12 protein-coding genes and 1 other annotated feature are annotated in these 15,651 nt (G+C 54.7%); of the genes, 8 read left to right on the forward strand and 4 right to left on the reverse strand.

The features are described 5' to 3' along the window. Window positions 1-97: 97 nt before the first annotated feature. Entirely contained in the window at window positions 98-3,247 is a 3,150-nt protein-coding gene (gene acrB, locus DBY68_RS21170) for a multidrug efflux RND transporter permease subunit AcrB (protein ID WP_108474872.1), read from the reverse strand. A gap of 22 nt (window positions 3,248-3,269) precedes the next feature. Continuing rightward, window positions 3,270-4,463: a multidrug efflux RND transporter periplasmic adaptor subunit AcrA gene (gene acrA, locus DBY68_RS21175; protein WP_108474873.1), complete on the reverse strand. Its 1,194-nt coding sequence runs from the start codon at window positions 4,461-4,463 to the stop codon at window positions 3,270-3,272. A 141-nt stretch (window positions 4,464-4,604) separates the two neighbouring features. Between acrA and acrR the strand changes: the two genes are divergently transcribed. Both acrR and mscK read left to right on the forward strand, forming a co-directional pair. Then, on the forward strand, window positions 4,605-5,246 hold the full coding sequence (acrR, locus tag DBY68_RS21180; protein ID WP_108474874.1) for a multidrug efflux transporter transcriptional repressor AcrR: 642 nt from the start codon (window positions 4,605-4,607) through the stop codon (window positions 5,244-5,246). Between the two features lie 130 nt (window positions 5,247-5,376). Beyond that, the gene (gene mscK, locus DBY68_RS21185) at window positions 5,377-8,730 is read left to right on the forward strand and encodes a mechanosensitive channel MscK (protein WP_108474875.1); all 3,354 of its coding nucleotides are present in this window, start codon (window positions 5,377-5,379) and stop codon (window positions 8,728-8,730) included. 42 nt (window positions 8,731-8,772) lie between these two features. Here mscK and rsmS read toward each other — a convergent pair whose 3' ends face one another. Together rsmS and priC are read right to left on the reverse strand one after the other, a co-directional pair. After that, window positions 8,773-8,937 (reverse strand): pleiotropic regulatory protein RsmS, encoded by a 165-nt coding sequence (gene rsmS, locus DBY68_RS21190; protein WP_108474876.1) that lies wholly within the window; start codon window positions 8,935-8,937, stop codon window positions 8,773-8,775. Between the two features lie 10 nt (window positions 8,938-8,947). After that, window positions 8,948-9,475 carry a primosomal replication protein N'' gene (gene priC / locus DBY68_RS21195; RefSeq protein WP_108474877.1) on the reverse strand — a complete coding sequence of 176 codons (528 nt, stop codon included), beginning with the start codon at window positions 9,473-9,475 and terminating at the stop codon, window positions 8,948-8,950. Window positions 9,476-9,543: 68 nt separating this feature from the next. Here priC and DBY68_RS21200 point away from each other — a divergent pair, with 68 nt between their 5' ends. From DBY68_RS21200 to htpG, 6 genes are all read left to right on the forward strand, one after another. After that, window positions 9,544-9,921 (forward strand): DUF454 family protein, encoded by a 378-nt coding sequence (locus tag DBY68_RS21200; protein ID WP_041686299.1) that lies wholly within the window; start codon window positions 9,544-9,546, stop codon window positions 9,919-9,921. A 147-nt stretch (window positions 9,922-10,068) separates the two neighbouring features. Beyond that, window positions 10,069-10,620: an adenine phosphoribosyltransferase gene (gene apt / locus DBY68_RS21205; protein WP_015965525.1), complete on the forward strand. Its 552-nt coding sequence runs from the start codon at window positions 10,069-10,071 to the stop codon at window positions 10,618-10,620. A 93-nt stretch (window positions 10,621-10,713) separates the two neighbouring features. Then, on the forward strand, window positions 10,714-12,645 hold the full coding sequence (gene dnaX, locus DBY68_RS21210; protein ID WP_108474878.1) for a DNA polymerase III subunit gamma/tau: 1,932 nt from the start codon (window positions 10,714-10,716) through the stop codon (window positions 12,643-12,645). Then, window positions 11,979-12,042, forward strand: a sequence feature (DnaX frameshifting element). It overlaps the preceding gene by 64 nt. Before the next feature lie 49 nt (window positions 12,646-12,694). Then, window positions 12,695-13,024 carry a YbaB/EbfC family nucleoid-associated protein gene (locus DBY68_RS21215; protein ID WP_108474879.1) on the forward strand — a complete coding sequence of 110 codons (330 nt, stop codon included), beginning with the start codon at window positions 12,695-12,697 and terminating at the stop codon, window positions 13,022-13,024. Beyond that, complete coding sequence (recR, locus tag DBY68_RS21220) at window positions 13,024-13,629, forward strand: recombination mediator RecR (RefSeq protein ID WP_015965522.1); 606 nt, start codon at window positions 13,024-13,026, stop codon at window positions 13,627-13,629. The genes DBY68_RS21215 and recR overlap by 1 nt, the downstream gene beginning before the upstream one ends. 107 nt (window positions 13,630-13,736) lie before the next feature. Further along, complete coding sequence (htpG, locus tag DBY68_RS21225) at window positions 13,737-15,611, forward strand: molecular chaperone HtpG (protein WP_108474880.1); 1,875 nt, start codon at window positions 13,737-13,739, stop codon at window positions 15,609-15,611. Window positions 15,612-15,651 lie beyond the last annotated feature (40 nt).

The raw sequence follows: 15,651 nt of genomic DNA on the forward strand, positions 1-15,651 counted from the left end.
ATTACTGCATTTTAAAAACGTTTATAGCGATAAGTGCGATTATAAAAAACCATAAAAAAGGGCCGCTCGCGCGACCCTTTGTCATCGTCAGTAAGAGTTAGTGACGTTCAACCGGATGGCTGTGTTCAGTTTCTTCAACTTTGCGGCCAAAGCGGCGGCGAACCACCACGAAGAATACCGGAACGAAGAAGATAGCCAGAACCGTTGCCGTGACCATCCCGCCCATTACGCCGGTACCTACCGCGTTCTGTGCGCCGGAGCCTGCGCCGGTACTGATAACCAGCGGCATAACCCCGAGGATGAACGCCAGCGACGTCATCAGGATTGGACGCAGACGCATACGTACCGCTTCAAGCGTGGCTTCAATCAGGCCTTTGCCCTCTTTTTCCATCAGATCTTTGGCGAATTCCACGATAAGTATCGCGTTCTTCGCCGACAAGCCAATGGTTGTCAGCAGGCCCACCTGGAAGTAAACGTCGTTAGTGAGGCCACGGAAGGTAGCGGCTAACAGCGCACCGATAACCCCCAGCGGAACCACCAGCATAACGGAGAACGGAATCGACCAGCTCTCGTACAGCGCCGCCAGACAGAGGAAGACCACAATCAGCGAGATCGCGTACAGGGCAGGGGCCTGGTTACCAGAGAGGCGTTCCTGGTAAGACATCCCGGTCCAGTCGTAACCGATACCCGATGGCAGTTTACCCGCCAGCTCTTCCATCATCGTCATCGCTTCACCGGTACTTCTTCCCGGTGCCGCCTGACCGAGGATTTCCATCGACGGCAGACCGTTATAGCGTTCCAGACGTGGTGAACCGTATTCCCAGCGAGACGTTGAGAACGCGGAGAACGGCACCATCTGACCATCAGAACCACGGACGTACCAGTTGCTGATATCTTCCGGCAACATGCGGTACTGCGCTTCAGACATCACGTACACTTTCTTCACACGACCACGGTCGATGAAGTCGTTGACGTAGCTACTACCCCAGGCAGCGCCCAGCGTGGTATTGATGTCGCTGATAGATACGCCCAGCGCCTGTGCTTTTTCCTGGTCGATATCAATTTTGAACTGCGGCGTATCTTCCAGGCCGTTAGGACGTACGCCGACTAACAGATCCGGGTGCTTAGCCACTTCGCCAAACAGCTGGTTACGTGCCTGCGTCAGTTTTTCGTGGCCGAGGCCGCCCTGGTCAATGAGCTGGAAGTCGAAACCGGTCGCCGTACCCAGTTCAACAATCGCTGGCAGGTTAAAGGCGAACACCATCGCATCTTTAATCTTCGAGAACTCGCCCATCGCACGCTGAGTGATGGCTTCAACCTTGTTCTCTTCGCCCGGACGATCCGCCCAGTCTTTCAAAGAAACGAAGGCGATACCGGTGTTCTGACCACGACCCGCAAAACCAAAGCCGTTAACCGCAAACACGGACGCAACGTTGTCTTTCTCTTTGGTGAGATAGTAATCGGTCATCTCATCCAGCACTTTCTGCGTACGTTCCTGCGTTGCCCCTGCCGGAAGCTGGGCCATACTCAGGAATACGCCCTGATCTTCATCTGGCAGGAACGAGCTTGGCAGACGAACAAACAGGAAGGCCATGCCGACCACGATGATGATATACAGCAGCAGATAACGACCGGTGCTGCGCAGGATGTTGCCTACGCTGTCGGTGTAGTGGTGCGTGCTCTTATCAAACATGCGGTTGAACCAACCGAAGAAGCCTTTTTTGCCTTCACCGTGATCGCCTTTGGCGACCGGTTTGAGCATCGTGGCACACAGTGCCGGGGTCAGAATCAAGGCCACCAGTACGGACAGTGCCATCGCCGAAACGATCGTGATGGAGAACTGACGGTAGATTGCCCCGGTAGAACCACCGAAGAACGCCATAGGGATAAATACCGCCGACAGTACCATCGCGATCCCGACCAGTGCGCCCTGGATCTGGCCCATCGATTTACGCGTCGCCTCTTTCGGGGGTAGACCCTCGTCGGACATCACACGTTCGACGTTTTCTACCACCACGATGGCGTCATCCACCAATAGCCCTATCGCCAGCACCATCCCGAACATCGTCAGGGTGTTGATGGAGAAGCCAAAGGCGGCAAGGATAGCGAAGGTACCCAGCAAGACGACCGGTACTGCGATCGTCGGAATCAACGTCGCGCGGAAGTTTTGCAGGAACATGTACATCACGATGAACACCAGAAGAATGGCTTCAATCAGCGTTTTCACCACTTCGTTGATGGAGATCTGAACGAACGGTGTGGTGTCATACGGATAAACAATCTGCAAGCCTGACGGGAAGAACGGCTCCATCTTCTTCAGTTCGGCACGGATAGCTTTCGCGGTGTCCAGCGCGTTCGCACCGGTTGCCAGCTTGATACCCAGACCGGAAGCCGGTTTACCGTTGAACTTCGCGATGATGTCGTAGTTCTCACCGCCCAGCTCAATCTTCGCCACGTCGCGCAGGCGAACCTGCGACCCATCCTGATTCACTTTCAGCAGAATTTTGCCGAACTCATCGGTGCTGGTCAGACGCGTTTGCGCGATGATAGAGGCGTTAAGCTGCTGGCCCTTCACCGGCGGCGTACCGCCTAACTGGCCGGCTGCAACCTGGGCGTTCTGTGCTTTGATCGCTGCGATAACATCAACCGGAGTCAGCTGGAAGTTGTTCAGTTTGGTCGGATCCATCCAGATACGCATCGCGTACTGAGAACCAAACAGCTGAACGTCACCGACGCCAGACGTACGGCTGATCGGGTCTTTCATGTTCGCCGCAACGTAGTCGGAAATATCTTCCTGGGTCATGGTGCCGTTGGTGTTAATGACACCAACAACCATCAGGAAGCTACTGGAGGACTTCTCAACGCTGATCCCTTGTTGCTGAACTTCCTGCGGCAGCAACGGTGTTGCCAGCGACAGTTTGTTCTGCACCTGTACCTGCGCGATGTCCGCGTCAGTACCGGATTCAAAGGTCAGGGTGATCTGTACCGTACCGGTAGAGTCACTGTTGGAGGACATGTACATCAGGTTATCGATACCGTTCATATTCTGTTCGATAACCTGTGTGACGGTGTCCTGCACCGTCTGGGCATCAGCGCCCGGATAGGTCGCGGAGATCGTCACGGCTGGCGGCGCAATCGTTGGATATTGCGCTACCGGCAGTTTCATGATCGCGAGTCCCCCGGCAAGCATGATGATGATAGCAATCACCCATGCAAATATCGGGCGATCGATAAAGAAATTAGCCATGTCTTAACGGCTCCTGTTTAAGTTAAGACTGAGTTTTTTCTGACGCTGCGCCGGCTGCGGCTTGTTCTTTATTGTCAGAAGTCACTTCCTGCGCTTTCACCTGCGCGCCGGGACGGACTTTTTGCAGGCCGGTGATAATCACACGGTCGCCGTCTTTCAGCCCTTCAGTGACCAGCCATTTATCGCCAATCGCCTGGGTTGCTTTAATATCACGCGTTTCAACTTTATCGCCTTCACCGACCACCAGCGCAGTCGCATCACCACGCGGCGTACGGGTCACACCTTGCTGAGGAACCAGCAACGCTTTCGGATTCACACCTTCCTGCAGACGTGCACGAACGAACATGCCAGGCAGCAGAGTATGGTCCGGGTTCGGGAAGATAGCGCGCAGGGTGATAGACCCGGTGGTCTGATCAACCGTCACATCAGAGAACTCTAATGTGCCGCTCTGCGGATATTTAGTACCGTCATTCGTTACCAGGTCGACTTTCGCTTTGCCGTTTTCCTGCTTCAGCGTGCCGTTTGCCAGTTCCTGTTTCAGACGCAGGAAGTCGTTACTGGATTGCGTCACATCAACGTAGATAGGATCCAGCTGTTGCACGGTTGCCAGCGCGGTAGATTGCCCGTTCTGTACCAGTGCGCCTTCCGTGACCGCGGATTTACCGATACGGCCGCTGATAGGGGAGGTGACTTTGGTATAGGCCAGGTTGATACGCGCGGTTTCAACCGCTGCTTTGGCAGCAACAACGGCAGCGTTAGCCTGCTGTGCATCCGCCTGCGCGGTGTCGTAGTCCTGTTGACTGATGTACTGCGTACCCAGAAGTTTCTGGTAGCGCTTCACGGTCAGTTGAGCAATATTGGCAGCTGCCTGGGCTTTCGCCAGGTCACCTTTCGCGCTTTCGTAAGCGGCCTGATAAGTCGCAGGATCGATCTGATACAGAGACACGCCCGCCTCAATATCGCCGCCTTCAGTAAAGTTTCGCTTCAGAATGATACCGCTGACCTGCGGACGAACTTCTGCAATACGATACGCGTTGGTGCGTCCAGGGAGTTCAGTCGTGATTTGAAGAGGTTCAGATTTGAGCGTCACAACGCCAACTTCTGGCATCTGCTGCGCTCCTTGTTGAGCCCCTTTGTCGTCACATCCTGTAAGCGCTAAGCTGCCTGAGAGCATCAGAACGACCGCCAGAGGCGTTAACCCTCTGTTTTTGTTCATATGTAAACCTCGAGTGTCCGATTTCAAATTGATCAATGGTTCAGCGTCCACAAACCCATTGCTGCGTTTATATTATCGTCGTGCTATGGTACATACATTCACAAATGTATGTAAATCTAACCTCTGTAAATTCACCAACCTATGGCACGAAAAACCAAACAAGAAGCCCTTGCCACACGTCAACACATCCTCGATGTGGCCTTGCGTTTATTTTCTCAGCAGGGCGTATCCTCAACCTCGCTGGTGGATATTGCCAAAGCGGCAGGTGTCACGCGCGGCGCTATCTATTGGCATTTCAAGGACAAGTCGGATTTATTTGGTGAAATCTGGGAGTTATCAGAATCCAGTATCAGCGATCTTGAGATTGAGTATCGGGCAAAATTCCCCGACGATCCACTCTCAGTTTTAAGGGAAATATTAGTCTATATCCTTGAAGCAACGGTAGTAGAAGAGCGTAGACGTTTGATGATGGAGATTATATTCCATAAATGCGAATTTGTCGGTGAAATGGCCTTATTACAACAGGCTCAGCGGAATCTTTGCATGGAAAGTTATGACCGCATTGAGCAAGTGTTAAAAGATTGTATATCTGCACAAATGCTGCCTGCCAAATTGTTAACCCGCCGCGCCGCCATCCTGATGCGCAGTTATGTCTCTGGAATTATGGAGAATTGGCTCTTTGCGCCGGGTTCATTCGATTTGAAAAAAGAGGCGCGCGACTACGTGGCGATTCTGCTGGAGATGTTTCAGTTCTGCCCGACGCTACACGAGAAATCAGGTTAATCAGAAAATTCGTTATTACCAGGAATAATCCTGGAGAGTGGCGCTATTCCGTCGATTGCAGAAGTGCTATTCTGCGCACGCGTTTATCCCCCGGGTTTCTCCGGCTTTTGCAATCACTCATGTTAAAACTATGCTGCATAACATTCGCTCGCGAAACACATTTTTCGCTTTTATAGTCGTTATTGCATGTCTTTTCTGTGCTGTCACCGCCGCGCAGGCGCGTGTCACCAGCGGTAACGACCTTCCGGATCGTGCCGAAATTCAGGCACAAATCGATGCTATCAATAAGAAGAAAGATCCCACCCCAGCGGACAAGCTGGAGCTGCAGGATTTGACCGAAACTCTCCAGTTCCTGGATAAAATCGATCGCGTCAAAGATGAAACCATCCAGTTGCAGAAGAGGGTCGATCAGGCCCCGGCGCAGCTGCGCGAGGCCACAGAGAAACTGAATGCGCTGAGCGACGTCGATAATGACGATGAAACACGCAAAACGCTCTCGACGCTGTCGTTACGCCAGCTGGAAGCGCGCTTAACGCAGATGGTCGATGACCTGCAAAATGCCCAGAACGATCTGGCGACCTACAATACCCAACTGGTTTCGTTGCAAACGCAGCCTGAGCGTGTACAGAACGCCATGAATGCGGCGTCACAGCAGCTACAACAGATTCGCAATAGCCTGAACGGCACCACGGTCGGGGAAGGCGCGCTGCGTCCTTCTCAGCAAACCATGTTGCAGGTGCAGCAGGCGCTGCTGAATGCCGAGCTCGATCAGCAACGTAAAAGCCTGCAGGGCAACACCACGTTGCAGGATACCCTGCAAAAACAGCGTGATTACATTACCGCGTACAGCACCCGCCTTGAGCACCAGCTTCAGCTTTTACAGGAAGCGGCTAACAATAAACGTCTGACGCTGACCGAAAAAACGGCACAGGAAACCGCCTCGCCGGAAGATACGGCACGCATTCAGGCGAACCCGCTGGTCAAACAGGAGCTGGAAATCAACCACCAGTTAAGCCAGCGCCTGATTAACGTCACCGAAAGCGGTAACCAGCTGGTTCAGCAAAACATCAGAGTGAAGAACTGGCTCGACCGTGCGTTGCAATCTGAGCGCAATGTGAAAGAGCAGATTGCGGTGCTGAAGGGTAGCCTGCTGCTCTCGCGTATCCTTTACCAGCAGCAACAGACGCTGCCTTCCGCCGATGAACTGGAAGACATGACCAACCGCATTGCGGACTTGCGTCTGGAGCAATTCGAAATTAACCAGCAGCGTGATGCCATGTTCCAGAGCGAAGATTTTGTCGCCAAACTGGAAGAGGGTCACGCCAGCGAAATTACGCCGGAAGTGCATGACGCGCTGCTGCAACTGGTTGACGCGCGTCGTGAGGCGCTGGACTTAATTAACAAACAGCTGGGGAACCAGCTGATGATGGCTATCAACCTGCAAATCAATCAGCAGCAGTTGATGAGCGTATCGAAAAACCTTAAAGAGATCCTTACCCAGCAAATCTTCTGGGTAAACAGCAACAAACCGATGGGCTGGGACTGGATTAAATCCTTCCCGGGCGCGCTGAAGGATCAGTTCAAGGCGATGAAAATCACCGTAAACTGGGAAAAAGCGTGGCCAGCCGTCTTCATCGCCTTCCTGGCGGGCCTGCCGCTGCTGCTGATTGCCGGGCTCATCCGCTGGAAACTGGCCTGGCTGCGTGCGTATCAGGCGCGTTTAGCGGAACAGGTCGGGCAACTACGCAACGATAGCCAACTGCATACGCCAAAAGCGATTCTCATCGACCTGATAAGAGCCTTACCGGTGGTATTAGTGATTCTGGCTGTGGGCCTGATTCTGCTGACCATGCAGCTCAACATCAGCGACCTGCTATGGGCGTTCTGTAAAAAACTGGCGACCTTCTGGCTGGTCTTTGGCTTGTGCTGGAAAGTACTGGAAAAGGACGGCGTCGCGGTACGCCACTTCAATATGCCAGAACAGCTCACCAGCCACTGGCGTCGTCAGATTGTGCGCATCAGCCTTGCGTTGTTACCGTTGCACTTCTGGTCTGTCGTGGCGGAGCTTTCGCCACTGCATCTGATGGACGACGTGCTGGGTCAGTTTGTCATTCTGCTTAACCTGCTGCTGATTGCCATTCTGGTGTGGCCGATGTGCCGCGACAGCTGGCGTGATAAAGAGTCGCACGGGCTGCGTCTGGTCACGATTACCGTGCTGTCGCTGGTACCGATTGGCTTGATGGTGCTGACGGCGACGGGCTATTTCTATACCACGCTGCGCCTCTCTGGCCGCTGGATTGAAACCGTCTACCTGGTGATTGTCTGGAACCTGCTTTATCAGACCGTTCTGCGTGGTTTAAGCGTCGCGGCGCGGCGTATCGCCTATCGCCGTGCGGTTGCGCGTCGTCAGAACATTGTTAAAGAGGGCGCGGAAGGGGCGGAGCCCCAGGAGGAGCCGACCATCGCTCTGGAGCAGGTTAACCAGCAGACGCTGCGTATCACTATGTTGCTGATGGTGTGTCTGTTCGCGGCGGCGTTCTGGGGGATCTGGTCAGATTTAATTTCCGTCTTTACCTATCTCGACAGCATTACGCTGTGGCATTACAGCGGCACGGAAGCGGGTGCCAGCGTGGTGAAAAACGTCACCATGGGCAGCCTGCTGTTTGCGGTGATAGCGGCCACCATTGCCTGGGCGCTCATCCGCAACTTACCGGGCCTGCTGGAAGTGCTGGTGCTCTCACGCCTGAACATGCGCCAGGGCGCATCCTACGCCATTACCACGATCCTCAACTACGTGATCATCGCCGTTGGTGCAATGACGGTGTTTGGCTCGCTGGGCGTCTCGTGGGACAAACTGCAGTGGCTGGCGGCGGCGTTATCGGTGGGTCTCGGTTTTGGTTTACAGGAGATTTTCGGTAACTTTGTGTCCGGTATCATTATCCTGTTTGAACGCCCGGTACGTATTGGCGATACCGTGACGATCGGCACCTTCTCCGGGACGGTCAGCAGGATCCGTATTCGTGCGACGACCATCACCGACTTTGATCGTAAAGAGGTGATCATCCCGAACAAAGCGTTTGTCACCGAGCGGCTGATCAACTGGTCGCTCAGCGATACCATTACGCGTGTGGTGATTAGCCTGGGCGTGGCGTATGGATCCGATCTTGATAAAGTGAAAGAGATCCTGCTGAAAGCGGCGATGGAGCACCCGAAAGTGATGCACGATCCAGAGCCGATAGTGTTATTCACCACCTTCGGTGCCAGCACGCTGGATCACGAGCTGCGTCTGTATGTGCGTGAACTGCGCGATCGTAGCTACACCGTCGATGAGCTGAACCGCACCATCGATCGTTTGTGCCGTGAAAATAACATCAATATCGCGTTTAACCAGCTGGAAGTTCATCTGCACAATGAGAAGGGCGATGAAGTGACGGAAGTGAAGCGTGATAACAACGGCGGTAACAATCTCGCGATAGCGGATTAATACCTCTGTAGTTGGCCCGGTGAGCGTAGCGCCACCGGGCGTTTATTCGGCGCGATTGCCCGAGGCCGACGCCAGCTTCTTCGCGAAATCGCGTTTCACCATCTCCAGCGCGCTTAATACCACTTCCGGCGCGATATCGTGACTCTCCAGCAGCATAATCAAATCGACCGCCAGCTTAACGTCATCCGGCGCGTTTTCAAGCGACATACTTTCCCCTTTAGCGCGTCAGGCGCGCCAGTACGTTTTCAATGTCCTGCAAAGCCTGTCGGCAGCGAGCCAGACGGGCATCAAAGGCGGTAATTTCGCGGCCAAGCCGCTGTTGCTCATCAAAGGTAGTCGCCTGCGCAAGCTGTTGCTCACGCGTCTGTTTCATCTCCAGCAACCGGCGTTCAAACTCCTGGGTTTGCAGGCGCTTGCGCTGCCAGCGCGTCTGCGCGGGTGAGGCGCTATCCCAGGCACGCAGAGTCCAGGCGTCACTTTCCCGACTGATCGCCTCAATTTGCGCAGCCAGTTGTTCAGCAAGCCAGGCCACCTGTGGAAGCTGCTGCTGCTCAACAGCGCGCTGCAACTCGCTGAAATTCTTCTGCGCTTCATTCAGGCACGCCTGTAGCGTGGTACTGCGAGTGTGAAACAGTTGCCGGTCAAAGCGTGGCGTCAGGGTGGCGTGCTGCGCCAGCGGCGCGATGCGCACTTGCAACCGTGCAAGCTGGGCTTCCAGCGTTTGTAAAAGCTGCGCTATTTTCACGCCAGTCTCCGTCACTATTTTTATCGACTATGCTACATTAGCTGCTGGTATTGATAACGATTCTCGCTATGCAACGCACTATTTTAATCATTATTGGCTGGCTGGCGGTAGCCCTGGGCACGTTAGGCGTGGTTTTACCGCTGTTGCCCACCACGCCGTTTATCCTGCTCGCCGCCTGGTGCTTCGCGCGCTCGTCGCCGCGTTTTCACCATTGGCTGCTTTATCGCTCCTGGTTTGGCGGCTATTTGCGCCACTGGCAAAAGTATCGTGCTATGCCGCGCGGGGCAAAGCCTCGGGCTATTATCCTAATTCTGGTGACCTTCGCTATCTCTCTGTGGCTGGTGAAGATGATGTGGGTACGCATACTGTTGTTGGTGATTCTTGCCTGTCTGCTGATTTTCATGTGGCGGATCCCGGTGATTGATGCGGAACAACAAAAGCCGTAAAGCGCATCAATGGTGTTGCAATTCTTATCAGCAGTCAGTAAATTCGACCGTTTTCGAGCACAGGCGCGCCGGTCAAAAGTTAATCAAATGTAACTTTGGCCCATTATGCACGCCTCGAGTAACATCGTTTTAAGCAGGCACAAACCTATGACCGCTACTGCACAGCAGCTTGAATTTCTGAAGAACAGCATTAAAAGCATTCACGACTATCCGAAGCCGGGCATTCTTTTCCGCGACGTCACCAGTTTACTGGAAGATCCGAAAGCTTACGCCCTCAGCATTGAACTGCTGGTGAATCGCTATAAAGATGCGGGTATCACTAAAGTCGTCGGTACCGAAGCGCGTGGTTTCCTGTTTGGTGCACCGGTAGCCCTGGCGATGGGCGTAGGTTTTGTTCCGGTACGTAAGCCGGGTAAACTGCCGCGCGAAACCATCGCGGAAAGCTATGAACTGGAATACGGCACCGATCAGCTGGAAATTCATGTGGATGCCATTAAACCGGGCGATAAAGTGCTGGTTGTGGACGATCTGCTGGCAACCGGTGGTACGATTGAAGCGACCGTTAAACTGATCCGTCGTCTGGGTGGTGAAGTGACTGACGCCGCATTCATCATCAATTTGTTCGACCTCGGTGGTGAGCAGCGCCTGGAAAAACAGGGCATCACCAGCTATAGCCTGGTTTCCTTCCCGGGCCACTAAGCAAATCCCGATACTGAGCCTCGCCGTATTGGCGGGGCTGTGATAGCATTACCCCCCTCGTGAATCCACCTTCCAACGTCTCAGAGCCAGCCAATGAGTTATCAGGTCTTAGCCCGAAAATGGCGACCACAAACCTTCGCTGACGTCGTCGGCCAGGAACATGTGCTGACTGCACTGGCGAACGGCTTGTCGTTAGGGCGCATTCATCACGCCTATCTCTTTTCCGGCACCCGTGGCGTCGGTAAAACCTCTATCGCCCGTTTGCTGGCGAAGGGGCTGAACTGCGAAACCGGTGTTACCGCCACGCCCTGCGGCGTATGCGATAACTGCCGTGAAATTGAAGAGGGGCGCTTTGTCGATTTAATCGAAATCGATGCCGCGTCGCGCACGAAAGTTGAAGACACGCGCGATTTGCTCGATAACGTCCAGTACGCACCGGCGCGCGGGCGTTTCAAAGTCTATCTGATCGATGAAGTGCACATGCTTTCCCGCCACAGCTTCAACGCACTGTTGAAAACGCTGGAAGAGCCGCCTGCACATGTTAAATTCCTGCTGGCAACGACTGACCCGCAAAAACTGCCGGTCACCATTCTTTCTCGTTGCCTGCAATTCCACCTTAAAGCGCTGGATGTCGAACAAATTCGTCATCAGCTTGAGCATATTCTCGGTGAAGAGAAAATTGCTTTCGAGCCACGCGCGCTACAACTGCTCGCCCGTTCAGCAGACGGCAGCCTGCGTGATGCGTTAAGCCTTACTGACCAGGCGATTGCCAGCGGGGAAGGTCAACTGACCACCGTATCGGTCAGCGCCATGCTGGGTACGCTTGATGATGACCAGGCGCTCTCATTAATTGAAGCGCTGGTGGCCGCTGATGGCGAACGTGTGATGGCGCTGGTCAACGAGGCCGCACAACGAGGCATTGAGTGGGAAGCGCTGCTGGTCGAGATGCAAAGCTTACTGCATCGCATTGCGATGGTTCAGCTATCGCCATCCGCGCTGGGTAGCGATATGGCCCCGGTTGAGCAGCGGATGCGTGATTTAGCGCGAACTGTGCCGCCTACCGATGTTCAGCTCTACTACCAAACCTTGCTGATTGGCCGCAAAGAACTGCCTTATGCGCCAGACCGCCGGATGGGTATTGAGATGACGCTGCTGCGCGCGCTGGCATTCCATCCGCGTATGCCGCTACCGGAGCCGGAGGTGCCTCAGCACAACTTTGCCCCGCAGGCCGCGACGGCGATGATGACACCGCCACCGGTTCAGCCGCAGGCTGCGCCCGCGCCACGCGGGCCGGATGTGCCACTACCTGAGTCAACGAATCAGGTGCTGGCCGCCCGCCGCCAGCTTCAGCAGGGCAACGCAGGAGCACCCAAAACAAAAAAGAGTGAACCGGCAGCCGCTTCCCGCGCGCGGCCGGTGAATAACGCTGCGCTGGAAAGACTGGCTTCGGTAACGGAACGCGTTTCTTCGCGTCCTGCACCGTCGGCACTCGAGAAAGCACCGGCGAAGAAAGAAGCCTATCGCTGGAAATCCACCCTGCCGACCCAAGAGGTCAAAGTGGAGGTGGCAACGCCAAAAGCGTTGAAGAAAGCGCTGGAGCATGAAAAAACGCCGGAACTGGCCGCAAAACTGGCCGCCGAGGCTATCGAGCGCGACGAGTGGGCCGCGCAGGTGAGCCAACTGGCGCTGCCAAAGCTGGTTGAACAGGTAGCGCTGAACGCGTGGAAAGAGCAAAACGGCAGTACGGTCTGCCTGCATCTGCGCCCCACCCAGCGACATCTGAACTCGCCGGGCGCGCAGCAGAAGTTGGCCGAGGCGCTTGGCACGTTATACGGCGCACCCGTTGAATTGACTATCATTGAAGATGATAATTCAACCCAGCGAACGCCGCTTGAGTGGCGTCAGGCCATTTATGAAGAGAAACTCGCGCAAGCGCGCGAGGCGATAATCGCGGATAACAATATTCAGACCCTGCGTCGATTCTTCGACGCGGACCTGGACGAAGAGAGTATCCGCCCCATTTGATCGTGAGCCTGGCTTATGGTCGTCACCCTTGAATGAAAGAGAGAAGCCTATGTTTGGTAAAGGCGGTCTGGGTAACCTGATGAAACAGGCCCAGCAGATGCAAGAAAAAATGCAGCAGATGCAGGAAGAAATCGCGAAACTGGAAGTGACCGGTGAATCCGGTGCAGGTCTGGTAAAAGTGACCATCAACGGTGCGCACAACTGCCGTCGCGTGGAAATCGACCCAAGCCTGCTGGAAGATGACAAAGAGATGCTGGAAGATCTGGTTGCTGCGGCATTCAACGATGCGGCGCGTCGCATCGACGAAACCCAGAAAGAGAAAATGGCCTCCGTGTCCTCCGGTATGCAACTGCCGCCGGGTATGAAGCTGCCGTTCTGATGCAAACCAGCCCGCTGTTAACTCAGCTAATGGAAGCACTGCGCTGCCTGCCGGGCGTTGGCCCTAAGTCTGCGCAGCGCATGGCGTTTACGCTGCTGCAACGTGACCGCAGCGGCGGAATGCGTCTGGCGCAGTCGCTGACCCGCGCCATGTCGGAAATCGGCCACTGCGCCGATTGCCGCACCTTCACCGAGCAGGAAGTGTGCAACATCTGTTCGAATCCGCGTCGTCAGGAAAACGGCCAAATCTGTGTGGTGGAGAGTCCTGCGGACATCTACGCCATTGAGCAGACCGGGCAGTTTTCTGGACGCTACTTCGTGTTGATGGGCCACCTGTCGCCGCTCGACGGCATCGGGCCTGATGATATCGGCCTCGACCGCCTGGAGCAGCGTCTGGAAACGGAATCGCTCAGTGAAGTTATCCTCGCCACCAACCCGACGGTGGAAGGGGAGGCGACCGCCAACTACATCGCCGAGCTGTGCGCTCAGCACGGTGTGGAAGCCAGCCGAATCGCCCATGGCGTGCCGGTGGGCGGCGAACTTGAGATGGTCGATGGCACCACGCTGTCGCACTCGCTCGCGGGTCGTCATAAGATTCGTTTTTAATCAAACGAGAGCAGGATTTTCTGCTCTCGCTTGAAATTTTCCCCCGCTATCCCCATTTCCCTCTCAACGCATTTTTACCTTGTAATTGGCATTGAGGTATTTTCGACATGAAAGGACAAGAAACTCGTGGTTTTCAGTCTGAAGTGAAACAACTTCTGCACCTGATGATCCATTCCCTGTATTCCAATAAAGAAATTTTTCTGCGTGAGCTTATCTCTAACGCCTCGGATGCGGCAGACAAGCTGCGTTTCCGTGCGCTCTCCAACCCGGACCTTTATGAAGGTGACGGCGAGCTGCGCGTGCGTGTTTCCTTCGATAAAGATAAGCGTACGTTGACCATTGCTGATAACGGCATTGGTATGAACCGTGATGACGTCATTGACCATCTGGGGACTATCGCCAAATCGGGTACCAAAGCGTTCCTCGAATCGATGGGCTCTGACCAGGCGAAAGACAGCCAGCTGATTGGTCAGTTTGGCGTAGGCTTCTACTCGGCGTTTATCGTGGCCGATAAAGTGACTGTGCGCACCCGTGCGGCGGGCGATGCGGCAGAAAACGGCGTGTTCTGGGAATCAGAAGGTGAAGGCGATTACACCGTAGCCGACATCACCAAAGCCGATCGCGGCACCGAAATTACCCTGCATCTGCGCGAAGGCGAAGATGAGTTCCTTGACGACTGGCGCGTACGTTCCATCATCAGCAAGTACTCCGACCATATCGCGCTGCCGGTTGAGATTGAAAAACGAGAAGAAAAAGACGGCGAAACCGTTATCTCCTGGGAGAAAATCAACAAAGCACAGGCGCTGTGGACGCGTAATAAGTCTGAAATTAAAGACGAAGAATATACTGAGTTCTACAAACACATCGCCCATGACTTTACAGATCCGCTGACCTGGAGCCACAACCGTGTTGAAGGGAAGCAGGAGTACACCAGTCTGCTGTACATCCCGTCTCAGGCCCCGTGGGATATGTGGAACCGTGACCATAAACATGGCCTGAAACTGTACGTGCAGCGCGTGTTTATTATGGACGACGCCGAGCAGTTCATGCCGAACTACCTGCGCTTCGTGCGTGGTCTGATAGATTCTAACGATCTGCCGCTGAACGTGTCCCGTGAAATCCTGCAGGACAGCGCGGTCACGCGCAGCCTGCGCGGCGCGCTGACCAAACGTGTCCTGCAAATGCTGGAAAAACTGGCGAAAGACGACGCGGAAAAATACCAGACCTTCTGGAAGCAGTTTGGTCTGGTTCTGAAAGAAGGCCCGGCGGAAGACAGTGCTAACCAGGACGCCATTGCTAAGCTGTTGCGCTTTGCTTCTACGCACACGGACTCTTCAGAGCAAACCGTTTCGCTGGCAGACTACGTTTCCCGCATGAAAGAAGGGCAGGAAAAAATTTATTACATCACCGCTGACAGCTATGCGGCAGCGAAAAGCAGCCCGCACCTGGAGCTGCTGCGTAAGAAGGGCATCGAAGTTCTGCTGCTTTCTGACCGCATCGACGAGTGGATGATGAACTACCTGACCGAGTTCGATGGTAAGCCGTTCCAGTCTGTGGCTAAAGCCGATGAATCCATCGACAAGCTGGCAGATGAAGTGGACGAAAGCGCCAAAGAAGCGGAAAAAGCGCTGACGCCGTTCGTTGAGCGCGTGAAAACCCTGCTGGGCGATCGCGTGAAAGAGGTGCGTCTGACGCACCGCCTGACGGATACCCCGGCGATTGTCACTACCGATGCGGATGAAATGAGTACCCAGATGGCGAAACTGTTCGCCGCCGCGGGCCAGGCCGTACCGGACGTGAAATACATCTTTGAACTGAACCCGGATCACGTTCTGGTGAAACGCACGGCGGACACCCAGGATGAAGCGCAGTTTAAAGAGTGGGTTGAACTGCTGCTCGATCAGGCGCTGTTTGCAGAGCGCGGAACGCTGGAAGATCCGAACCAGTTTATCCGCCGTATGAACCAACTACTGGTGTCGTAAGCACTACCCCCTCACCCTAACCCTCTCCCTCAGGGAGAGG

This window comes from Pseudocitrobacter sp. RIT415, from assembly GCF_003057695.2.
Taxonomy (GTDB): domain Bacteria; phylum Pseudomonadota; class Gammaproteobacteria; order Enterobacterales; family Enterobacteriaceae; genus Pseudocitrobacter; species Pseudocitrobacter faecalis.